Annotated in this window: 18 protein-coding genes and 3 tRNA genes; 2 read left to right on the top strand and 19 right to left on the bottom strand. The window is 62.0% G+C overall.

Translation table 11 applies throughout. The features are described 5' to 3' along the window. Nucleotides 1–85: 85 nt before the first annotated feature. Nucleotides 86–1,369 (top strand): NAD(P)/FAD-dependent oxidoreductase, encoded by a 1,284-nt coding sequence (locus LGQ10_RS08715; RefSeq protein ID WP_226525311.1) that lies wholly within the window; start codon nucleotides 86–88, stop codon nucleotides 1,367–1,369. A 187-nt stretch (nucleotides 1,370–1,556) separates the two neighbouring features. Here LGQ10_RS08715 and LGQ10_RS08720 read toward each other — a convergent pair. The 12 genes from LGQ10_RS08720 to truA all read right to left on the bottom strand — a co-directional run bounded on the left by LGQ10_RS08720 (nucleotide 1,557) and on the right by truA (nucleotide 10,963). Continuing rightward, nucleotides 1,557–1,633: transfer RNA gene (locus tag LGQ10_RS08720), tRNA-Asp, on the bottom strand. A gap of 100 nt (nucleotides 1,634–1,733) precedes the next feature. Next, nucleotides 1,734–1,810, bottom strand: a tRNA-Asp gene (locus LGQ10_RS08725). A 59-nt stretch (nucleotides 1,811–1,869) separates the two neighbouring features. Next, nucleotides 1,870–1,945: transfer RNA gene (locus LGQ10_RS08730), tRNA-Val, on the bottom strand. A 171-nt stretch (nucleotides 1,946–2,116) separates the two neighbouring features. Next, on the bottom strand, nucleotides 2,117–2,884 hold the full coding sequence (locus LGQ10_RS08735) for an SDR family oxidoreductase (protein WP_413247612.1): 768 nt from the start codon (nucleotides 2,882–2,884) through the stop codon (nucleotides 2,117–2,119). Nucleotides 2,885–2,889: 5 nt separating this feature from the next. Further along, nucleotides 2,890–4,101 (bottom strand): O-succinylhomoserine sulfhydrylase, encoded by a 1,212-nt coding sequence (locus LGQ10_RS08740; RefSeq protein WP_058434898.1) that lies wholly within the window; start codon nucleotides 4,099–4,101, stop codon nucleotides 2,890–2,892. Nucleotides 4,102–4,137: 36 nt separating this feature from the next. Beyond that, a complete protein-coding gene (gene purF / locus LGQ10_RS08745; protein ID WP_226525312.1) occupies nucleotides 4,138–5,643 on the bottom strand; it encodes an amidophosphoribosyltransferase in 1,506 nt (501 codons plus the stop codon). A gap of 41 nt (nucleotides 5,644–5,684) precedes the next feature. Continuing rightward, nucleotides 5,685–6,242 (bottom strand): CvpA family protein, encoded by a 558-nt coding sequence (locus LGQ10_RS08750; RefSeq protein ID WP_019094938.1) that lies wholly within the window; start codon nucleotides 6,240–6,242, stop codon nucleotides 5,685–5,687. Nucleotides 6,243–6,340: 98 nt separating this feature from the next. After that, nucleotides 6,341–6,976, bottom strand: coding sequence for an SPOR domain-containing protein (locus LGQ10_RS08755; RefSeq protein ID WP_226525313.1), 636 nt, complete (start codon nucleotides 6,974–6,976; stop codon nucleotides 6,341–6,343). Further along, nucleotides 6,960–8,267, bottom strand: coding sequence for a bifunctional tetrahydrofolate synthase/dihydrofolate synthase (gene folC / locus LGQ10_RS08760; protein ID WP_226525314.1), 1,308 nt, complete (start codon nucleotides 8,265–8,267; stop codon nucleotides 6,960–6,962). The genes LGQ10_RS08755 and folC overlap by 17 nt, the downstream gene beginning before the upstream one ends. Further along, nucleotides 8,264–9,184, bottom strand: coding sequence for an acetyl-CoA carboxylase, carboxyltransferase subunit beta (accD, locus tag LGQ10_RS08765; RefSeq protein ID WP_058435249.1), 921 nt, complete (start codon nucleotides 9,182–9,184; stop codon nucleotides 8,264–8,266). Before accD ends, folC begins: the two co-directional genes overlap by 4 nt. Before the next feature lie 258 nt (nucleotides 9,185–9,442). Then, nucleotides 9,443–10,075 carry a phosphoribosylanthranilate isomerase gene (locus LGQ10_RS08770; RefSeq protein WP_226525315.1) on the bottom strand — a complete coding sequence of 211 codons (633 nt, stop codon included), beginning with the start codon at nucleotides 10,073–10,075 and terminating at the stop codon, nucleotides 9,443–9,445. Between the two features lie 63 nt (nucleotides 10,076–10,138). After that, nucleotides 10,139–10,963, bottom strand: coding sequence for a tRNA pseudouridine(38-40) synthase TruA (gene truA, locus LGQ10_RS08775; RefSeq protein WP_058435251.1), 825 nt, complete (start codon nucleotides 10,961–10,963; stop codon nucleotides 10,139–10,141). Nucleotides 10,964–11,158: 195 nt separating this feature from the next. Between truA and LGQ10_RS08780 the strand changes: the two genes are divergently transcribed. Next, nucleotides 11,159–11,818 carry a M24 family metallopeptidase gene (locus LGQ10_RS08780; protein WP_226525316.1) on the top strand — a complete coding sequence of 220 codons (660 nt, stop codon included), beginning with the start codon at nucleotides 11,159–11,161 and terminating at the stop codon, nucleotides 11,816–11,818. 67 nt (nucleotides 11,819–11,885) lie between these two features. Here the strand turns inward: LGQ10_RS08780 and LGQ10_RS08785 are convergent, their stop codons facing one another. The 7 genes from LGQ10_RS08785 to leuC all read right to left on the bottom strand — a co-directional run bounded on the left by LGQ10_RS08785 (nucleotide 11,886) and on the right by leuC (nucleotide 21,049). Beyond that, nucleotides 11,886–14,468, bottom strand: coding sequence for a FimV/HubP family polar landmark protein (locus LGQ10_RS08785; protein WP_226525317.1), 2,583 nt, complete (start codon nucleotides 14,466–14,468; stop codon nucleotides 11,886–11,888). A 204-nt stretch (nucleotides 14,469–14,672) separates the two neighbouring features. Further along, on the bottom strand, nucleotides 14,673–15,683 hold the full coding sequence (locus LGQ10_RS08790; RefSeq protein WP_058436128.1) for an aspartate-semialdehyde dehydrogenase: 1,011 nt from the start codon (nucleotides 15,681–15,683) through the stop codon (nucleotides 14,673–14,675). 145 nt (nucleotides 15,684–15,828) lie between these two features. After that, nucleotides 15,829–16,941, bottom strand: a complete 1,113-nt coding sequence (asd, locus tag LGQ10_RS08795) for an aspartate-semialdehyde dehydrogenase (protein ID WP_226525318.1) — start codon at nucleotides 16,939–16,941, stop codon at nucleotides 15,829–15,831. 54 nt (nucleotides 16,942–16,995) lie between these two features. After that, entirely contained in the window at nucleotides 16,996–18,078 is a 1,083-nt protein-coding gene (gene leuB / locus LGQ10_RS08800; RefSeq protein ID WP_226525319.1) for a 3-isopropylmalate dehydrogenase, read from the bottom strand. Nucleotides 18,079–18,129: 51 nt separating this feature from the next. Further along, complete coding sequence (locus LGQ10_RS08805; RefSeq protein ID WP_226525320.1) at nucleotides 18,130–18,894, bottom strand: class I SAM-dependent methyltransferase; 765 nt, start codon at nucleotides 18,892–18,894, stop codon at nucleotides 18,130–18,132. A gap of 71 nt (nucleotides 18,895–18,965) precedes the next feature. Then, the gene (leuD, locus tag LGQ10_RS08810) at nucleotides 18,966–19,610 is read right to left on the bottom strand and encodes a 3-isopropylmalate dehydratase small subunit (protein ID WP_058433638.1); all 645 of its coding nucleotides are present in this window, start codon (nucleotides 19,608–19,610) and stop codon (nucleotides 18,966–18,968) included. Nucleotides 19,611–19,621: 11 nt separating this feature from the next. Beyond that, nucleotides 19,622–21,049 (bottom strand): 3-isopropylmalate dehydratase large subunit, encoded by a 1,428-nt coding sequence (leuC, locus tag LGQ10_RS08815; RefSeq protein ID WP_226525321.1) that lies wholly within the window; start codon nucleotides 21,047–21,049, stop codon nucleotides 19,622–19,624. Between the last annotated feature and the right edge of the window lie 151 nt (nucleotides 21,050–21,200).

Genomic DNA, 21,200 nt, shown 5'->3' on the forward strand with positions numbered 1-21,200 from the left:
GTTTTTCTTCTGATCTGGCAGCCCATTTGCAACTCAGGTAGCATCGGCGCACTCGTAAAATATATTAAACACAAGAGGTCACAGGATGTCGCACATCCCATACCCACAGTCCTATTACGCTGCCTCCGCCAATACCACCCCGGAACGCCCACAACTGCAAGGCGAAGTTGAAACCGATGTCTGCGTGATTGGTGCGGGCTACACCGGACTGTCCAGTGCCTTGTTTCTTCTGGAGAACGGCTTTCGCGTCACGGTGCTGGAAGCGGCCAGGGTCGGCTTCGGGGCGTCCGGGCGCAACGGCGGACAGATCGTCAACAGCTACAGCCGCGACATCGATGTGATCGAGCGCAGCGTCGGCCCCAAGCAGGCGCAATTGCTGGGGCAGATGGCGTTCGAGGGCGGCAAGATCATTCGTGAACGTATCGCCAAGTACCAGATTCAGTGCGACCTGAAGGACGGTGGCGTGTTCGCCGCCCTGACCGACAAGCAGATGGCTCACCTGGAGTCCCAGAAGCGTCTGTGGGAGCGCTACGGCCACACTCAACTGGAATTGCTGGACCAACGCCGGATTCGCGAGGTCGTGGCCTGCGACCAGTACAAGGGCGGTATGCTCGACATGAGCGGCGGCCATGTCCACCCGCTGAACCTGGCATTGGGTGAAGCGGCAGCCGTAGAGTCCCTGGGCGGCATCATCCACGAACAGTGCCCCGCAGTGCGCATAGAGCGCGGCGCCAACCCCGTGGTGCATACCCCCCAAAGCAAGGTCCGCGCCAAGTTCATCATCGTTGCCGGCAACGCCTACCTGGGCAACCTGATCCCCGAACTGGCAGCCAAGTCCATGCCCTGCGGAACCCAGGTGATCACCACCGAACCCCTGGGCGACGAGCTGGCAGCCAGCCTCCTGCCCCAGGACTACTGCGTCGAGGACTGCAACTACCTACTGGACTACTACCGCCTCAGCGGCGACAAGCGCCTGATCTTCGGCGGTGGCGTAGTGTATGGCGCCCGGGACCCGGCGAACATCGAGGCGATCATCCGCCCGAAGATGCTCAAGGCGTTCCCGCAGCTCAAAGAGGTGAAGATCGACTACGCCTGGACGGGCAACTTTCTGCTGACCTTGTCGCGCCTGCCACAAGTTGGCCGCCTGGGAGACAACATCTACTACTCCCAGGGCTGCAGCGGCCACGGTGTGACCTACACCCACCTGGCTGGCAAGGTTCTGGCAGAGGCCCTGAAAGGCCAGGCAGAGCGCTTCGACGCCTTCGCCAACCTCCCGCACTACCCCTTCCCTGGCGGGCAGTTGCTGCGCACTCCCTTCACTGCCCTGGGAGCCTGGTACTACAGCCTGCGAGACAAGCTGGGTTTCTGAAAAAATTGCACGCCCACAAAAAACCGCCAGCCAGGCGGTTTTTTTGCAGATGACTTATGACGACGAAAAGTGCACAGGCAGAAAACAAAAAACCCCGGTCTTTCGACCAGGGTCTTTGCTATCGAGGCGAATCAGGATCTCTCCTGTTTCGTTGCTTCAAGGCGTTCAGTGATCCTTGAGGCAGATATGGCGCAGCGGACGGGACTCGAACCCGCGACCCCCGGCGTGACAGGCCGGTATTCTAACCGACTGAACTACCGCTGCGTATCGCTTGGACTTGCGTCCATTTGAATCGTTTAAATCGTCTGACTGACTAGCTTGTGCTCTATCAATCTCAAATCAGGCGAACCCGATCTGGAAAATATGGCGCAGCGGACGGGACTCGAACCCGCGACCCCCGGCGTGACAGGCCGGTATTCTAACCGACTGAACTACCGCTGCGCGTCGGTTGGAGGCTTCCTTGGAAGCTTCCGCCTTTCTTTCGAAAGGCACTCAGGAAGTGGTGGGTGATGACGGGATCGAACCGCCGACCCTCTGCTTGTAAGGCAGATGCTCTCCCGGCTGAGCTAATCACCCTTTGCTTCGCTGAGGCCGCGAAATTTACGCACGTATCGAAGCTAAGTCAATAGCAGGATTGAAGTTTTTTTAATAACAGCTCGAAGCGGACAACTTCAGACCCCAGGAAAAACCGCGAAGATTGGCAAGACACTGCTACCCGCCCGACCTCTTCATCCGCGCAACAACACTTCAGTCCTGGTAAATCATCTTCTTGGACATGCCCCCGTCCACCACGAACTCCTGGCCGGTCACGAATCCGGAGCTGCGCGACAGCAGCCAGGCCACCATCGCTGCCACATCTTCCACTGTCCCAACCCGCCCTGTCGGATGCTGGGCATGATCGGCATCGGACAACGGCTCGGCACGCCGCAACGCTGGATCACGGGCATCGATCCAACCCGGGCTTACGGCATTGACCCGGATTTCTGGCCCCAGGCTGATCGCCAGGGCATGGGTCAAGGCCAACAAACCACCCTTGCTCGCGGCATAGGCCTCGCTGTCCGGCTCGGATTGGCGGGCGCGGGTGGAGGCAAGGTTGACGATCGCACCGCCATGGGCCCGCAGGTAAGGCGCGCAATGCTTGGCCAGCAGCATCGGCCCACCGAGATTAACCGCCAGCACCCGATTCCAGTGCCCCAGGTCCAGGCTCTCCAGAGTCATGTTGTGCGGATCAGCCACGGCAGCATTGCAAACCAGGGCATCGAGACGGCCGAACCGCCCCAGCACCTCGGCAACCCCATCGGCGACCTGCTCCTCGTCGGCGACATCCATCGCGATGAACCAGGCATTGTCGCCCAGCACCTTCGCCACCCTGGAACCACGCTCACGATCCAGGTCAGTGAGAACCACCTGCCAGCCCTCGCTGATCAGCCAGGCGGCGATGCCTAGACCGATGCCCCGCGCCGCGCCGGTCACCAGCGCGACACGACCATTGCCAGCCCCAGGGGGCGCGGACAACTCGATCACAAGGCTGCCAGGCCGCGAGCCAGGTCGGCTTGCAGGTCGGCAACATCTTCCAGGCCGACCGCAATGCGGATCAGGCTGTCGCGAATACCCGCTGCCTCACGCTCCTGTGGCGCCAAGCGCCCATGGGAAGTGGTGCTTGGATGAGTGATGGTGGTCTTGCTGTCTCCCAGGTTAGCGGTAATGGAGACCAGGCGAGTCGCATCGATGAAGCGCCAAGCGCCCTCCTTGCCCCCCTTGACTTCGAAACTCAACACCGCGCCGAAACCACGCTGCTGGCGCCTGGCCAACTCGTGCTGCGGGTGACTGGCAAGACCTGCGTAGTGGACCTTCTCGACACCTTCCTGCTGCTCCAGCCACTCGGCCAGGACCTGGGCGTTGGCGCAATGGGCACGCATGCGCAAACTGAGCGTCTCCAGCCCCTTGAGGAAGATCCAGGCATTGAACGGGCTCAGGGTCGGCCCTGCGGTACGCAGGAAACCCACCACTTCTTTCATTTGCTCGCTGCGCCCGGCGACCACGCCCCCCATGCAGCGCCCCTGACCGTCGATGAACTTGGTGGCCGAATGCACCACCACGTCCGCCCCCAGCTTCAGCGGCTGTTGCAGCGCCGGAGTACAGAAACAGTTGTCCACCACCAGCATCGCACCCTTGGCATGGGCCACCTCGGCCAATGCGGCGATATCCACCAACTCGGCCAGCGGATTGGAGGGCGACTCGACGAACAGCAACCGCGTATTGCCCTTGATCGCCGCTTCCCAACCGGACAGGTCCGCCAGGGGCACGTAGTCGACTTCCACGCCGAAACGCTTGAAGTACTTTTCGAACAGGCTGATGGTCGAGCCGAACACGCTACGCGATACCAGCACATGATCACCCGCACTGCACAGGCTCATGACCACGGACAGGATCGCCGCCATCCCCGTGGCGGTAGCCACTGCCTGCTCCGCTCCCTCAAGCGCGGCAATGCGCTCCTCGAAAGAACGCACTGTGGGGTTGGTGTAGCGCGAATAGACGTTGCCCGGCACCTCGCCGGCAAAACGCGCAGCGGCATCGGCGGCTGTGCGAAACACGTAGCTCGAAGTGAAAAACATCGGATCACCATGCTCGCCCTCAGGCGAGCGGTGCTGACCAGCGCGCACCGCCAGGGTATCGAACGCTACGCCTTCAAGGTCGCTGTCCAGCCGACCGGCATCCCAATCCTGACTCATGCCGCCTACTCCTAATCTCTTCGTGAATGCTCTGGATCAGTTGTTGTACAGATCGATGATCGCACTGACCGCCTGGGTCTTGACCTTGGAGGCATCGTTGCGGGCATTTTCGATCTTGTTCAGATAGGCCTCGTCGACGTCGCCAGTGACGTACTTGCCGTCAAACACCGCACAGTCGAAGCTCTCGATCTTGATCTTGCCACCGCCAACCGCCTCGATCAGATCCGGCAGATCCTGATAGATCAACCAGTCGGCGCCGATCAGGTCGGCTACGTCCTGGGTAGAGCGATTGTGGGCGATCAGCTCATGGGCGCTCGGCATGTCGATGCCATACACGTTCGGATAACGCACGGCCGGGGCCGCCGAACAGAAGTAGACGTTCTTCGCGCCAGCTTCGCGAGCCATCTGGATGATCTGCTTGCACGTGGTACCGCGTACGATCGAGTCGTCCACCAGCATCACGTTCTTGCCGCGGAACTCCAGTTCGATGGCGTTGAGCTTCTGGCGTACGGACTTCTTGCGGGCCGCCTGGCCGGGCATGATGAAGGTACGACCGATGTAGCGGTTCTTCACGAAACCTTCGCGGAACTTGACTCCCAGGTGGTTGGCCAGCTCCAGCGCCGCGGTACGGCTGGTATCGGGAATCGGGATGACCACGTCGATATCGTGCTCAGGGCGCTCGCGCAGGATCTTCTCCGCCAGCTTCTCGCCCATGCGCAAACGCGCCTTGTAGACCGAGACGCCGTCGATGATCGAGTCAGGGCGAGCCAGGTAGACATGCTCGAAGATGCACGGGGTGAGCTGTGGATGGGTCGCGCACTGACGGGTGTAGAGCTTGCCTTCCTCGGTGATGTAGACCGCTTCGCCCGGAGCCAGGTCGCGAATCAGGGTGAAGCCCAGCACATCCAGGGAAACGCTTTCGGAGGCGATCATGTACTCGACGCCTTCGTCGGTATGGCGCTGGCCAAACACGATCGGGCGGATGCCATGGGGGTCACGGAAGCCGACAATGCCGTAGCCGGTGATCATGGCGACGACCGCATAACCACCCACGCAACGGTTGTGCACGTCGGTCACGGCGGCGAACACGTCTTCCTCGGTAGGCTGCAGCTTGCCGCGCTGGGCCAGCTCGTGGGCGAACACGTTAAGCAACACCTCGGAGTCGGAGCTGGTGTTGACGTGGCGCAGGTCGGATTCGTAGATTTCCTTGGCCAACTGCTCGACATTGGTCAAGTTGCCGTTATGTGCCAGGGTGATGCCATAAGGCGAGTTGACGTAGAACGGCTGGGCTTCGGCCGAGGTCGAGCTGCCAGCGGTCGGGTAGCGCACATGGCCGATACCCATGTGACCAACCAGGCGCTGCATGTGCCGCTGCTGGAACACGTCGCGGACCAGGCCATTGTCCTTGCGCAGGAACAACCGGCCATCATGACTGGTCACGATACCGGCCGCGTCCTGGCCGCGATGTTGGAGGACGGTTAGCGCGTCATACAGCGCCTGATTAACGTTCGACTTACCGACGATACCGACGATGCCACACATGCGACGCAACCCCTACTTAATGAAACTGAACTGAACCCGTCTTACTGAGGCGTTTTGGCCGGTAAGAGGTGCTCCTTGAACGGTATTTCAGCGGGTACGCTGATACCGCTGGCCAGCCACTGACTGCTCCACCCCAATATGAGGTTCTTGGACCAGTCTGCAACCAATAGAAATTGTGGCACCAGTCTCGACTGCTGCCACCAGGAATCCTGCTGTACCGGCCCCAGGCTCAAAAGCCCGATCGCCACGACCACCAGCAACGCGCCACGCGCCGCGCCGAAGGCCATGCCGAGAAATCGATCGGTGCCGGACAGGCCGGTGACACGAATCAATTCGCCGATGAGATAGTTGACCATTGCACCCACCAGCAAGGTGGCGACAAACATGATTGCGCAGCCCGCGATCACGCGAGCCGAGGGAGTTTCGATATAACCGCCGAGGTACTCTGACAGTGAACCACCAAACATCCAGGCGACAACTCCTGCAATGATCCAGGTAAGCAATGACAAGGCTTCTTTGACGAAACCGCGGCTCAAGCTGATCAAAGCGGAGATGGCGATTATTGCAACGATCGCCCAGTCAACCCAGGTAAATGGCACAGTGCAGCCTACAGACGGATAAGGCGGCGCATTTTAACAGAGCGCTTGGCTGTCGGTAAGCTGCGTTTCACAGTGCTTTTGAAATCAGACGGATAGCCTCAGCCGCGCTCTGGCTGGAAGCGCACCACGAAGCCCTTGAGGTTCTGCTGACGCCCCAACAGGTCACGCAGGCGGTCCGCCTCCGCACGCTCGATCAGGGGGCCGACGAACACCCGGTTCTTGCCTTCAGCCGAACGGATATAAGCGTTATAGCCCTGGCTGCGCAGGGTCTTCTGCAGGTTTTCCGCGCTTTCACGACTCGACAGGCTGGCCAGTTGCACCGACCAGCTGACGGAGAGACCGTTGGCATCAACGCGGCTCTGACTGGTATCAGGCCTGGCACTGGCTATCGGCTGGGCAGGCGCAGGCTTGGGTGCGGGAGCCGGCTTGCTCACCGCCACCGGAGCGGGAGCCACCGGTGCGCTGGGCGCAATCGGCGCGGAAGGCGCCTGCTGCACCACGGGCTCGTCGGCCGGCACGGACCCCTGAGGCAATGGCTGTGGCTCCGGTACCACCACGGGCTCGACCTGAACCTGGGGCAAGGCCGACGGTTGCGGCGCTGCTGGCGCCTCGACCACTACGTGGCGCTGTTCGTCCTCGCGCGAGAACAGCATGGGCAGAAAGATCACTGCCAGCGCCACCAATACCAGTGCCCCGACCATCCGCTGCTTGTAGACGTTATCCAGCATAGCCATGTGCAGCTTCCTCCGAGGGACGCCGGGCGAGCCATTCAAGCGCCTCGGCAACACAATAAAAAGACCCGAACAGCAGTATTTCGTCATCGGCGGTAGCTTGCGCGCATTGCGCCTCCAGCGCCGCCGCGACACTGGCATAGGACGCTACAGAAGCACCAAGGTTCTCCAGCGCTGCATGCAATTGCTCGACCGGACGCGCCCGAGGCGAATCCAGGGGAGCCACGGCCCAATGCTGGATCGACGAATGCAGGCAGGCCACCACTCCCGACAGATCCTTGTCGGCCAGCAAGCCGAAGACCGCCAGGCGTCGTCCAGCAACCGGCCGGCGCGCCAGGCGTTCGGCCAGATACTGTGCTGCATGGGGGTTGTGTCCGACATCGAGCAACAGATTGAGAGTCTTACCCTGCCAGTCGATCCGGCGTCGATCCAGGCGACCGGTCACCCGGGTTTGCTGCAAGGCACTGGCAATCCGCTCGGGCTGCCAGGGCAGCCCGCTCAGCAGGTAGGCCTGCACGGCCAAAGCCGCGTTCTCCATCGGCAGATCCAGCAGCGGCAGCCCCTGCAATTCGACCGGATTGCCCTGGATATCCAGGCCACGCCACTGCCAATGGGTATCAGTGATCCCCAGGTCGAAGTCCCGCCCGCGGAGAAAAAACGGGCAGCCCAGCTCTCGTGCCTTCTCCAGCAACGGCTGCGGCGGATTCAAGTCGCCACACAAGGCCGGCGCACCACGACGGAAGATCCCGGCCTTTTCGAAGGCCACCGACTCACGCGAGTCCCCGAGGTATTCCACATGATCGACACCGATGCTGGTCACCAGGGCGATATCCGCGTCCACCAGGTTGACCGCATCCAGGCGACCACCCAGGCCGACCTCCAGCACCACGGCATCCAGGGCCGCCCGCTGGAACAACCAGAACGCTGCCAGGGTACCCATCTCGAAATAGGTCAGGGAAACATCGCCACGCCCCGCTTCCACTGCGGCAAAGGCATCGCACAGCTGCTGATCCGTAGCCTCGACGCCATTGATCTGCACCCGCTCGTTGTAGCGCAGCAGGTGCGGCGAACTGTAGACGCCGACCTGCAAGCCCTGGGACCGCAACAGGGAAGCGATAAGGGCACAGGTGGAGCCCTTGCCATTGGTGCCGGTGACCGTGATCACCCGGGGTGCCGGCTTGCCCAGCCCCATCCGGGACACTACCTTTTGCGAGCGCTCCAACCCCATGTCGATGGCCGAAGGATGCAGTTGCTCGAGGTAGGCGAGCCAGTCGCCCAGGGTGCGCTGGGTCATAGGTTTGCAGGGGCCGGTGGAACCACGATCGCCTCGACGGGCGCAGCCACGAATTCCGGCGTCGGCAAGCCCATCAGCTGGGCCAGCAGGTTGCCCAGGCGCGGACGCAGTTCCTGGCGGGAAATGATCATGTCGATCGCACCGTGCTCCAGCAGGAACTCGCTGCGCTGGAAGCCCTCAGGCAGTTTCTCCCGTACGGTCTGCTCGATCACTCGAGGACCTGCGAAACCCACCAGCGCCTTGGGTTCACCGACGATCACATCGCCCAGCATGGCCAAACTGGCCGATACACCACCGTAGACCGGGTCGGTCAGCACGGAAATGAATGGAAGGCCTTCCTCACGCAAGCGCGCCAGTACTGCAGAGGTCTTGGCCATCTGCATCAGGGAAATCAGCGCCTCCTGCATCCGGGCACCGCCGGAAGCCGAGAAGCAGATCATCGGGCAACGATTTTCCAGGGCATAGTTGGCCGCACGCACAAAGCGCTCGCCAACGATGGACCCCATGGACCCGCCCATGAAGGAAAACTCGAATGCCGACACCACCACCGGCATGCCCAGCAGGGTGCCGCTCATGGAGACCAGCGCGTCTTTCTCGCCGGTCTGCTTCTGCGCCGCGCTCAGGCGGTCCTTGTACTTCTTGCCGTCGCGGAACTTCAGGCGGTCCACCGGCTCCAGGTCGGCACCCAGCTCGGCACGACCTTCGACGTCAAGGAAAATATCGATACGGGCGCGGGCACCGATCCGCATGTGGTGATTGCACTTGGGGCAAACATCCAGAGTCTTTTCCAGCTCCGGACGATAGAGCACAGCCTCGCAGGATGGGCATTTGTGCCAAAGACCTTCGGGCACCGAGCTTTTCTTCACCTCGGAACGCATGATCGAAGGGATCAGTTTGTCTACTAACCAGTTGCTCATGCTTTCTTTCTCCAGTAGCGGCGGCCCGAACACTGTGGTTCGCAACCCCGCGCATGCCCTTGAGCTAAATTCATGTATGCGCCGATGATCGGCTCGCTACCGCGGTCAGCACCCGGCTCGACCTGCTCGTAACGCCCCTTTCCTCAGCCATCCCGGCAACCCGCGATAGAGCGGCTGCCACTCGATACGGCTCCGCCTGACGACGGCGCCTGCCTGTTTTGTACAGTGGTGTTATGGACGGCGGCAGACTGCCAGCCGTCACATCGACTCACTGCTGTGACGCACGGCCTGAATGAAGGCCTGAATCTTTGCCGGATCCTTGATGCCCTTGCTCTGCTCCACCCCGCCACTGACATCCACCGCATAAGGACGCACCTGGGCGATAGCCTGCGCAACGTTCTGGGCCGACAGCCCTCCGGCGAGGATGATCGGCTTGCTCAGCCCCCGAGGAACCAGCGACCAATCGAAGGCCTCCCCGGTCCCACCGGGCACGCCTTCAACATAGGTATCCAGAAGGATGCCGCTGGCCTGCGGATAAGCCAGGCAGGCAGCGGCGATGTCGTCACCAGCCTTGACCCGCAGCGCCTTGATATAGGGGCGGTGGAATCCCTCGCAAGCAGCCGCCGGCTCATCTCCATGGAACTGCAGGAGGTCCAGCGGCACGGCATCGAGGATCTCCCCCAGTTCGCAGCGACTGGCATTGACGAACAACCCGACGGTGGTCACGAACGGCGGCAAGGCGGCGATGATCGCCCGCGCCTGCTGCACGTTCACGGCCCGCGGGCTCCTGGCGTAGAACACCAGGCCTATGGCGTCGGCCCCTGCCTCCACCGCTGCCAGCGCATCTTCTATGCGGGTAATCCCACAAATCTTGCTGCGAACGGCTGACATATCGTGTGAACCCCTGGGGTAAATCCGGAAAGTCCCGGATGGTAGCAAATGCTTTTCCGGGCGTCAGCCGCCAAGTTCCGGGAATCCGCTGAGGAAATGTGGCCCGATGTATCTCTCGGGCAACTGGAACTCATCCCGGTATTCAACCTGCACCAGATACAGCCCGAAAGGATGGGCAGTGACGCCACCAGACCGGCGGGTGCGGCTTTCAAGGACCTCCTGGGCCCACTCCACCGGCCGCTCGCCAGCACCGATGGTCATCAGGACCCCGGCGATATTGCGCACCATGTGATGGAGAAACGCGCTGGCGCGAATATCCAGGACGATCATCTTGCCGCAGCGGATGACCCGCAGATGGTGGATTTCCTTGATCGGTGACTTCGCCTGACACTGACCGGCCCTGAACGCACTGAAATCATGGGTACCCACCAGGTATGCAGCAGCCTCGGCCATGCGTTCGATGTCCAGTGGCCGATGATTCCAGGTGATCTCTTCGTTGAGGTGCGCCGGCCGGATCTGATCGTTGTAGATCACGTAACGGTAACGCCGGGCGATCGCCTTGAAACGCGCGTGAAAATGCGCCGGCATCTCCTGGGCCCAGGAGACGCTGATGTCGCGGGGCAGGTTGATATTGGCCCCCATCACCCAGGCCTTCATCGGCCGTACAGCCTGGGTGTCGAAATGCACGACTTGCCCACAGGCATGCACGCCGGCATCGGTACGCCCCGCACAGGTCAGGGTTATCGGGGAATCCGCAACCCTGGACAAGGCCTTCTCCAGGGTGTCCTGGACACTGGGCACGCCGGAGGACTGGCGCTGCCAGCCGTGATAGCGCGAACCCTTGTATTCAACCCCCAGAGCGATCCGGGAAAAGCCTGCGGCCGCCATCTCGGCGGCTGCGTTATCTATGTTTGCCAAGAACTTAAAGCCTGCTGATATGCGCAAAGGCGCCCATTATAGGGCCAAGGAAAACAGACGCCATGCACCACGGGGGTTTAGTTGCAGATTGCGATGGCCATCGAGCAAGCGCTATATATGAATCAATACAGCGCCTGACAACAAAAACCGATCGAGAACTGATGAATGAATGCAATCAACAAGGAAGCCGTTGGCCTGGCCTACAGCCTGGAAGGCATGCTCCATGCCAAACGCATGACCTGGGAAGCCGTAGCCCAGATCGCCCGGCGGATAAAGCCAGGCATGCGCGAGTCCGTCGCCAGGGACATGGGCCTCGAGGTGCTTCGGGAGCTGGGCATGGAGCGGATCTGGCACCCCTTGCTGATCCGCTTTGGCGTCAACACCGTCAAGACCTTCAAGCAATGCTCCGAAGGCGACCCCCAACTTGGGGAACACGATCTGTTTTTCATTGACCTGGGAGTGGTCTGGGACCGTCATGAAGGCGATTGCGGGGCCACCTTCGTCGTGGGCGACGACGCCGACATGCACGCCTGCGCCGCGGCCGCCAAGAACCTCTTCGACCAGGTCCACGATCACTGGAAAAACCATCAGGTGGCCGGCCCCGAGCTGTATCGCTATGCCGAAGAACAAGCCCGCACCCAGGGCTGGGTACTGAACCTGGACATCAAGGGCCATCGGGTCAGCGACTTCCCCCACGCGATCTATCGTGCCGGCGACCTGGGCGATTTTGCCGCCTGCCCACAAGTTGGCCTATGGATCCTGGAAATCCAGATCGCCCACCCTACCCGCCCCTTTGGCGCCTTCTACGAAGACCTGCTGGCCTGACACCCAGGCAGCACCAAAAAAAACGGCAGCCTCAGGGGCTGCCGTTGCGTTCAAGCTTCAGGGTACTTCAGGCCAGCCGCGCCAGCATTTCCTGCGCTTCGTTCTTCTGTCCGTCGTTACCTTCGCTCAACACTTCCGAGAGGATATCCCGAGCCCCGTCATTGTCACCCATGTCAATGTAGGCCTGCGCCAGGTCGAGCTTGGTCGCCACTTCATCGCTACCGGCCAGGAAGTCGAACTCCGTGTCCTCGGGCCCCGCTGCGGCATCCTCGGCCGTGAAGCTCGGCGCCCCCGGCTCCGGCTGGTCGAGACTCTGGGCGAGCCGCTCCAGCTCGGCATTGACATCGTCCAATTCGGAAGCGAAAGCATCCTTGGGTTCGTCAGCCGCCACGTCATCGCCCAGGGACAGGTCGAAATCCGCCGACAGGTCGAGGTCATCCAGAGCCGACTCGGTCACCGTCGGCACATCGCCGGCCGGAAGATCCTTGAGATCGTCTTCCAGGCTCATCAGGAAATCGTCATCGCTCTGGGTCGCAGCCGGCAAGTCGGCACCCAGGTCAAGATCGAAATCCCCCAGATCATCAAGGCTTTCCTGAGGCGCAATCTGCTGTTCAAGTACCGAACCGAAGCTCAGGTCATCATCCAGCGGGAACTCGTCCAACTCGACTTCGGGTTCGGAGGCCACCACGGCAGGCGAGGCTGCCTCCAGGTCGTCGAGGCTCAAGTCGAAGTCCTCATCCAGCCCCTCTAGCGGTGCCGCTGGCTCAGGCGCCACCGGCTCGTCCTGCAGCAACTCCTTGACGTACTCGGCGTCCAATTCAGCGGTTGCTGCCGCTGCAGCCAGGCCGGCCGTCGCTGCCACTGCAACCATGGCCGGATACTGGCTCTTGAGCTGCTCAACCTGGGCATGGTTATCACCATTGGCCACCAGTTGCCGCTCCTCGGCAACGAAGGCACTGCGATCCCCCTGGCGCGCATAGACCTCCATCAGCTTCAGGCGCAGCTCGCTGCGCTGGGGCTCCATCTTGACTGCCTCTTCAAGAATCGCCGCAGCCTGGTTCAGGCGACCGCCATCGATATGGTTCTGTGCCTGCCCCAGCACATCACTCGCCCGCTCAACCGGAGCCGGCGGCGGTTCCACCGGCGCGGCTACCGGGGCTGGAGCTGGAGCTGGAGCTGGAGCTGGAGCTGGAGCCAGCTTGACGCTTGGCGGAGGAACCTCAAGCCCCTCGAAGCTGCTTTCCGGCAAATCCATGTCCTCGGAGAAGTTGTTCTCCTCGGATAATGCCCGGGCCATCCGCAGGTGTTTTTCCGCTTCCTGCTGGGCCTTGCGACGACGGGCCAGCAACAGCAACACCAGCAACAGGGCCACGACGATGCTACCGCCGGCCAGGATCAACAGAAGCGGATTGGTCAACAGGTCGCCGTACTTGCCTTCATCAGCCTTGGCTGCCTCAGCCTCGGGCGCCGCAGGGGCCGCCGGTTCGCTAACCGGAGCCACGGGCACCACCTGGACCTCGGGCTTGGCCACCAGCTCTGCCGGCATGGCCGGCGCTGGCTGGGCTGCAGGTGCCGCCGGAGCTGCACCCTCGGCCTGCAATTTGGCCAACTGGCTGTTTTTCAGGTCGATCAGACGCTGCAGCTTGTCCAGTTGGCTCTGCAGGTCCGTCATGCGCTCCTTCAACTCGGCATTGTCGCGACGAGTCGCATCAAGGCTTTCCTGGGTCACCGCCAACTGGTTGTTCAGCGCCTTGCTGTCGCCGGCGGCGCCCTTGCCACGGGTTTTGCCGCTCTCGGCGGAAACCAGGCTCAGGCTGTCCTTGGCATTGACTTGCTTGGGCGCCTTGTCGGCACCTGCACGACGGGTCGCGTCCACCTGTTGCTGGCCACGGGTTCCGGCACGCCGTCCCTGGCGCCAGGCGGCATTCTGCGCGGCCACTTCGGCAATCGCCTTGGGCTGTGGCAGTGCCGTGCTCTGGACCACATCCGGCAGGCGCAGCACCTTGCCGGTTTTCAGCCGGTTGATGTTGCCGTCGATGAACGCATCCGGGTTCAGTGCCTGGATCGCCAGCATGGTCTGCTGGATCGAGGCGCCGTTGCGATTCCTGGCCGCGATCTCCCAGAGGGTGTCACGGGCCGAGGTGGTGTACTGCTCCGGCTTGCCGGCCTTGCTGGCAGCGGTGACCGGGGCGTTCACCGACTGACCGGCAACGGGTGCGGACTGGGCCGCTTGCGCAGCCTGGGGAGAAAACTTGGAAGGATCCAGCAAGACACTGTAGTCACGCAGCAGGCGACCATTGGGCCACATCACCTGCACCAGGAACTTGACCATGGGCTCGGACAATGGCTGGCTCGAGGTCACCCGCAACACACTCTTGCCGCTGGGATTGAGAACGGGAGTGAACCTCAGGTCATTGAGGAAGGCCTGGCGATCGACACCGGCCTTGGCGAACTCTTCTGCCGGGGCCAGGCTTGGCACCACCTCGGCAGCGGTGAGGTCCTTCACATCAAGCAATTCAATTTCTGCTACCAGAGGCTGGTTCAGACTCGACTTCAGGGTCAGCTCCCCAAGCCCAAGCGCCTGCGCCATACCGGAGGACAGCGCCGAGGCGGCCGCTATTGCTAACACCAGTTTGCGAACTTGAACCATAGCCTCATCCTTTGTTTGAACTTTCCTCGGCTAGCGAGAAGGTTTTGTAGCGGCTGCCAAAAGGCATTGCGCGGGGTCAGGATGACCACGACGCGCGATTAATTCTTGCATGCCCCGGGAGCACCTGACGGCCACTCACCTCCAGCAACTTGCCAAGCATAGCGCCCAGCTAGATTCATTCTGCAAATTGTTGCCAAGTATCTTTTACAGCAGGTCTTTTATCAACAATTCAGCCAGCTGCACCGCATTCAGCGCCGCGCCTTTGCGGACGTTGTCCGAAGTCAGCCACAGGTTGAGCTCCGCCGGATCATCGACCCCGCCACGAACCCGACCCACATAGACTACATCCTGGCCCACAGCGTCACCCACGGCGGTTGGATAATCACCTGCATCCACGAGTTCCAGGCCGGCGGCAGCCTCCAGCGCAGCGTTCACTGCAGGCAGGTCGACATCGGCGGCCGACTGCAGAGTCACGCTATAGCTATCGCCAAAAAACACCGGTGCTTGAATACATGTGGCGGAAATCTTCAACAAAGGTAGCCCCAATACCTCTCGCAGTTCCCTGACCAGGCGCTTTTCCAGCAAGGTATGTCCCTGGGCGTCCGCCGAACCCACCTGGGCCAGCAGGTTGAAAGCCACCTGCCGATCAAAGAAGCGCGGCTCCAGGGGCCGCACGTTCAACAGTTCGGCAGTCTGGCGGGCCAGTTCACTGACGGCCTCACGGCCCTGGCTGGAAATAGCCAGGTTAGCAGTCAGGCATACCCGCTGGATGTCCAGCATGCCCTGCAATGGCGCCAAGGCCACTGCCAGCGCTGTGGCCGAGGCACTTGGGCTGCTCAGTTGCACGGGCTTTTGCAGACCCGCCAACACCTTGGCATTGACTTCGGGCACCACGCTGGGGGCCTGGGCCGAAGGCAAGGCCCCCGAGAGATCGATCAGCGCACAGTTGGCCGCCGTCGCGCGGGGTGCAAAGCTCAAGGTCACGGCCGGGCCCGCGGCGAAGAACGCCAGTTGGACTTTGCCGAAATCGAACTCATCGACCTCGCGCACACGGACATTCTTGCCACGAAACGGCACGGAATGCCCTGCCGACTCACTGCTGGCCAGCAGGTGCAGGTTGGCGACGGGAAAATCACGCTCTTCGAGAATCTGCACCAGGGTTTCGCCAACGGTACCGGTGGCACCGATCACGGCAATATCAAAGGACGGAGTCATGGTGCTACCTCAGGCAAAACGGGGGGAGCGGCACTTTACCCGGCACGCGGGGACGAGGCAATTCGCGGGCAGAGTCGAACCAGCGACCCCATGAAAAAACCCGCGCCCTGGAAGGGGCGCGGGTTTCTCGGCACAACACGAGGCATCAGCGTTCCAGCAGGATCCGCAGCATGCGGCGCAGCGGCTCGGCCGCTCCCCACAGCAGCTGGTCACCCACAGTGAACGCGCCCAGGAACTGCGAGCCCATGTTCAGCTTGCGCAGGCGGCCCACCGGAATGTTCAAGGTGCCGGTGACCCGGGTCGGGCTCAGCTCCTGCATGCTGATCTCACGCTGGTTGGGTACCAGTTTGACCCAGGGGTTGTGCTGGCTGATCAGCCCTTCGATATCGGCGATCGGCACGTCCTTGTTGAGCTTGATGGTCAGAGCCTGGCTGTGGCAACGCATGGCGCCGATACGTACGCAGATACCGTCCACCGGAATCGGGTTCTTGAAACGACCGAGGATCTTGTTGGTCTCGGCCTGGGCCTTCCACTCTTCGCGGCTCTGGCCGTTGGGCAGCTCCTTGTCGATCCACGGGATCAGGCTGCCGGCCAGCGGCACGCCGAAGTTCTCGGTTGGATAGGCATCGCTGCGCATGGCCTCGGCCACCTTGCGGTCGATATCGAGAATGGCGCTGGCCGGGTTGGCCAGATCATCGGCGACCGCGGCATGGGTAGCGCCCATCTGCTTGATCAGCTCGCGCATGTTCTGCGCGCCGGCGCCAGAGGCTGCCTGGTAGGTCATGGCACTCATCCATTCCACCAGGCCGGCTTCGAACAGGCCGCCCAGGCCCATCAGCATCAGGCTGACGGTGCAGTTGCCGCCGACGTAGTTCTTGGTGCCGGCATCCAGCTGCTGGTCGATGACCCTGCGGTTCACCGGGTCGAGGATGATCACCGCATCATCCTCCATGCGCAGGCTGGAAGCAGCATCGATCCAGTAACCCTGCCAGCCGGCTTCGCGCAGCTTGGGGAACACTTCACTGGTGTAGTCGCCACCCTGGCAGGTCAGGATCACGTCGAGGGTTTTCAGCTCTTCAATGCTGTAGGCGTCCTTGAGCGGGGCAATATCCTTGCCTACCGACGGACCCTGGCCACCGACATTGGAAGTGGTGAAAAACACCGGTTCAATAAGATCGAAGTCCTGCTCTTCAAGCATCCGCTGCATGAGCACGGAACCGACCATACCGCGCCAACCGATCAGACCTACACGTTTCATCGCAACTACACCTATACAAAAGTGGGCCACTGTCTGTGCAGTGGGCCCGAAAGATTACAGATTCCGCAGCGCCGCGACTACTGCATCGCCCATTTCCTGCGTACCCACCCGGGTGCAACCCGTCGACCAGATGTCCCCGGTACGCAAGCCCTGGTCCAGCACCCGGCTGACGGCCTGCTCGATGGCATCCGCCGCCTCGGCGAGACTGAAGCTGTAGCGCAGCATCATCGATACCGAGAGGATGGTCGCCAGCGGGTTGGCGATGCCCTGGCCGGCGATGTCCGGCGCCGAACCGTGGCAAGGCTCGTACATGCCCTTGTTGTTGGCATCCAGCGATGCCGAGGGCAGCATGCCGATGGAGCCGGTAAGCATCGAGGCTTCGTCGGAGAGAATATCGCCGAACAGGTTGTCGGTGACGATCACATCGAACTGCTTGGGCGCGCGCACCAGCTGCATGGCCGCGTTGTCGACGTACATGTGGCTGAGCTCGACATCCGGATAATCCTTGGCCACCTGCTCGACCACCTCGCGCCACAACTGGCTGGAGGCCAGGACGTTGGCCTTGTCCACGGAGCAGAGCTTCTTGCCTCGCACCCGCGCCATGTCGAAGCCGACCCGGGCGATACGGCGAATCTCGCTCTCGCTGTACGGCAGGGTGTCGTAGGACTGGCGCTCGCCGTTTTCCAGTTCGCGAGTACCACGGGGGGCACCGAAATAGATACCGCCGGTCAGCTCACGAACGATGAGGATGTCCAGGCCGGAGACGATTTCCGGCTTCAGGCTGGAAGCATCGGCCAGCTGCGGGTAGAGGATCGCCGGGCGCAGGTTGCCGAACAGTTCCAGTTGCGCACGAATCTTCAACAGCCCGCGCTCCGGGCGGATGTCACGCTCGATCTTGTCCCACTTCGGGCCGCCTACCGCCCCCAGCAGCACTGCATCGGCGGCACGGGCACGGTCCAGGGTCTCGTCAGCCAGGGGCACGCCATGCTTGTCGATGGCCGCGCCACCGATCACGTCGTGGCTCAGTTCGAAACCCAGGCCGTACTTTTCATTGGCCAGCTCGAGGACCTTGACCGCCTCGGCCATGATTTCCGGGCCAATACCGTCACCTGGGAGAATCAGAATCTGCTTGCTCATGCGTTCCTCATTTGCGCTGTCGGCACGCCCGCAGGCGCACCCGGAAAAGTTCTACCGCTCGGCCCACAGCACCAGTACATCTGTACTGAACGAACCATCGGCCTCAATCTGAAAATATTCGTGCACTTCATTGCCCATCGCCTGCTGCAACTGGCGAATCGCCACCCTGAGCGGCTCGGGAGTGCGCATGCGCTCGACCCACGAACTGTATTCCAGGCGCAGGCGCTGCCGGGCGGTACTGCGAGTATGCAGTCCGGCCTCGCTGACCTGGCGCAACCACTCCCCGGCCGAATAATCGCGGACGTGGCTGGTATCGCGCAGCACCTCGACGCTCTGCAGGTAAGTGTCCAGCAGAGGACTGCCTGGCGACAAGACATCGATGAACGCCGCCACACCGCCAGGCTTGAGCACCCGGCGCACCTCACGCAAGGCCAGGCCCAGGTCGCTCCAGTGATGGGCCGAGTAACGACTGAAGACGAAGTCGAACTCGCCATCGGCGAACGGCAGGCGCTCGGCGGCGCCCACCACCGTACGGACATTGTCCAGATTACGCTCCAGGGCCGCCGCCGCCACCACGTCCAGCATTTGCTGGGAGAGGTCGTAGGCCACCACCTCCCTGACCAGCGGTGCGACATGAAAACTGACATGCCCGGCACCACAGCCCAGGTCCAGCACCCGGGCTGCCCCACTGTTCGCGACCTCGGCCTGCAGCAGCGCGAACTCGGCGCCCTGGGCGTGCACCGCACTGCTCAGGTAGGCCGCGGCCTGATCACCGAATTGCTTCTGTACCACCTGGCTATGGGCGTTGCTGGTCATGGTTCGGTCCTTGTGATCGAGAGGGAGCAGTGGTCCTTGGCCAACCCCCGCAGGGGCCGGCCGGTCGACGTTCAGGCGTCGCGGAACAACCAGGGCTGGCGCTGCTTGTAGCCGCCTTCGAAATGCCGAATGGCATCGGCGTCCTGCAGGGTCAGGCCGATATCGTCCAGGCCGTGGAGCAGGCAGTGCTTGCGAAACGCATCCACTTCGAAGCGGTACTGCTTGCCATCCGGGCGGGTCACGGTCTGCGCAGCCAAGTCGACCGTCAGTTGGTAACCCTCGGTGGCTTCGCACTGCTGGAACAGCTCGTCGACTTCCTCGGCCGCCAAGATGATTGGCAGCAAGCCGTTCTTGAAGCTGTTGTTGAAAAAGATATCGGCGAAACTGGGCGCGATCACGGTACGAAAGCCGTATTCGTCCAGTGCCCACGGCGCATGCTCGCGGGAGGAACCACAACCGAAGTTTTCCCGGGCCAGCAACACGCTGGCGCCCTGGTAGCGCGCATGGTTGAGGATGAAGTCCCGGTTCACCGGACGCGTGGAGCAGTCCTGGTTGGGCTGGCCCACATCGAGGTAGCGCCATTCGTCGAACAGGTTCGGGCCGAAGCCGGTGCGCTTGATCGACTTGAGAAACTGCTTGGGAATGATCTGATCGGTGTCGACGTTGGCGCGGTCGAGCGGCACGACAAGACCGGTGTGCTGGGTAAATGCTTTCATCTCGGGTCTCCTCAGGCCTGCATCAATTCACGTACGTCGATGAAACGACCGGTCACGGCCGCCGCGGCAGCCATCGCCGGACTCACCAGGTGGGTACGACCACCGGCACCTTGACGCCCCTCGAAGTTGCGGTTGGAGGTGGAGGCGCAATGCTCACCACTTTCCAGGCGATCCGGGTTCATCGCCAGGCACATGGAGCAACCTGGCTCACGCCACTCGAAACCGGCCTCGATGAAGATCTTGTCCAGGCCTTCCTGTTCGGCCTGGGCCTTGACCAGACCGGAGCCTGGCACGACCAGCGCCTGCTTCACGCTGGATGCAACCTTGCGACCCTTGGCCACGACGGCGGCGGCGCGCAAGTCTTCGATGCGCGAGTTGGTGCAGGAACCGATGAACACGCGGTCCAGGTGGATGTCGGTGATCGCCTGGTTGGCGTTCAGGCCCATGTACTTGAGGGCTCGGACGATGGAGTCACGCTTGACCGCATCGGCCTCGGCGGCCGGATCCGGCACATTCTGGTCGACCGCCAGGACCATTTCAGGCGAGGTACCCCAGCTGACTTGCGGCTTGATGTCCTCGGCGCGCAGTTCGACGATGGTGTCGAAATGCGCATCGGCGTCGGACACCAGGTCGCCCCAGGCTCGCACGGCCGTGTCCCAGTCGCGCCCTTGCGGCGAGAAAGGACGGCCCTTCACGTATTCGATGGTCTTTTCATCGCACGCCACCATGCCGACGCGGGCGCCCGCCTCGATGGACATGTTGCAGATGGTCATGCGGCCTTCCATCGACAGGTCGCGGATGGCGCTGCCGGCGAACTCCAGAGCATGACCATTGCCACCGGCGGTGCCGATCCTGCCGATCACCGCGAGGACGATGTCCTTGGCAGTCACGCCGAAGGGCAACTGGCCCTCGACGCGCACCTGCATGTTCTTCATCTTCTTGGCCACCAGGCACTGGGTGGCGAGCACATGTTCCACCTCGGAGGTGCCGATCCCGTGGGCCAGAGCGCCAAAGGCGCCGTGGGTCGAGGTGTGTGAGTCGCCACAAACCACGGTCATGCCCGGCAGGGTCGCACCCTGTTCCGGACCGACCACGTGGACGATGCCCTGGCGGACATCATTCATCTTGAATTCAAGGATGCCGAAGTCGTCGCAGTTCTCGTCCAGGGTCATGACCTGGATACGCGACACTTCGTCGGCGATGGCATCGAGGCCACCCTTGCGCTCGGCCTGGGTGGTCGGCACGTTGTGGTCCGGGGTCGCGATGTTCGCATCGATGCGCCACGGCTGGCGACCCGCCAGGCGCAAGCCTTCGAAGGCCTGCGGAGAGGTCACTTCGTGGAGGATGTGACGATCGATGTAGATGAGCGACGAACCATCGTCCCGGCACTTCACCTCGTGCATTTCCCAGAGCTTGTCGTAGAGCGTCTTGCCAGCCATCGGACCTTTCCTCATCAGCTTGTTTCTATGCCCCGGGCCCTGACCGGCAACCGATCGATAACCCCTTGGCTTGTGAGGCTGATCCTATGGCGTTAGATTAAATAACTCAAATTCATATTTTTCATGCTTTGGATAACCAACTGGAATACAA

Origin of the sequence: Pseudomonas sp. L5B5, assembly GCF_020520285.1 — a bacterium.
GTDB lineage: Bacteria > Pseudomonadota > Gammaproteobacteria > Pseudomonadales > Pseudomonadaceae > Aquipseudomonas.

Coding starts and splice junctions, on each gene's coding strand:
- LGQ10_RS08715 (WP_226525311.1), top strand. CDS start 86: ATGTCGCACATCCCATACCCACAGTCCTATTACGCTGCCTCCGCCAAT.
- LGQ10_RS08740 (WP_058434898.1), bottom strand. CDS start 4,101: ATGAGTCAGGATTGGGATGCCGGTCGGCTGGACAGCGACCTTGAAGGC.
- purF (WP_226525312.1), bottom strand. CDS start 5,643: ATGTGTGGCATCGTCGGTATCGTCGGTAAGTCGAACGTTAATCAGGCG.
- LGQ10_RS08755 (WP_226525313.1), bottom strand. CDS start 6,976: ATGGCTATGCTGGATAACGTCTACAAGCAGCGGATGGTCGGGGCACTG.
- folC (WP_226525314.1), bottom strand. CDS start 8,267: ATGACCCAGCGCACCCTGGGCGACTGGCTCGCCTACCTCGAGCAACTG.
- accD (WP_058435249.1), bottom strand. CDS start 9,184: ATGAGCAACTGGTTAGTAGACAAACTGATCCCTTCGATCATGCGTTCC.
- LGQ10_RS08770 (WP_226525315.1), bottom strand. CDS start 10,075: ATGTCAGCCGTTCGCAGCAAGATTTGTGGGATTACCCGCATAGAAGAT.
- truA (WP_058435251.1), bottom strand. CDS start 10,963: ATGGCGGCCGCAGGCTTTTCCCGGATCGCTCTGGGGGTTGAATACAAG.
- LGQ10_RS08780 (WP_226525316.1), top strand. CDS start 11,159: ATGAATGCAATCAACAAGGAAGCCGTTGGCCTGGCCTACAGCCTGGAA.
- LGQ10_RS08785 (WP_226525317.1), bottom strand. CDS start 14,468: ATGGTTCAAGTTCGCAAACTGGTGTTAGCAATAGCGGCCGCCTCGGCG.
- LGQ10_RS08790 (WP_058436128.1), bottom strand. CDS start 15,683: ATGACTCCGTCCTTTGATATTGCCGTGATCGGTGCCACCGGTACCGTT.
- asd (WP_226525318.1), bottom strand. CDS start 16,941: ATGAAACGTGTAGGTCTGATCGGTTGGCGCGGTATGGTCGGTTCCGTG.
- leuB (WP_226525319.1), bottom strand. CDS start 18,078: ATGAGCAAGCAGATTCTGATTCTCCCAGGTGACGGTATTGGCCCGGAA.
- LGQ10_RS08805 (WP_226525320.1), bottom strand. CDS start 18,894: ATGACCAGCAACGCCCATAGCCAGGTGGTACAGAAGCAATTCGGTGAT.
- leuD (WP_058433638.1), bottom strand. CDS start 19,610: ATGAAAGCATTTACCCAGCACACCGGTCTTGTCGTGCCGCTCGACCGC.
- leuC (WP_226525321.1), bottom strand. CDS start 21,049: ATGGCTGGCAAGACGCTCTACGACAAGCTCTGGGAAATGCACGAGGTG.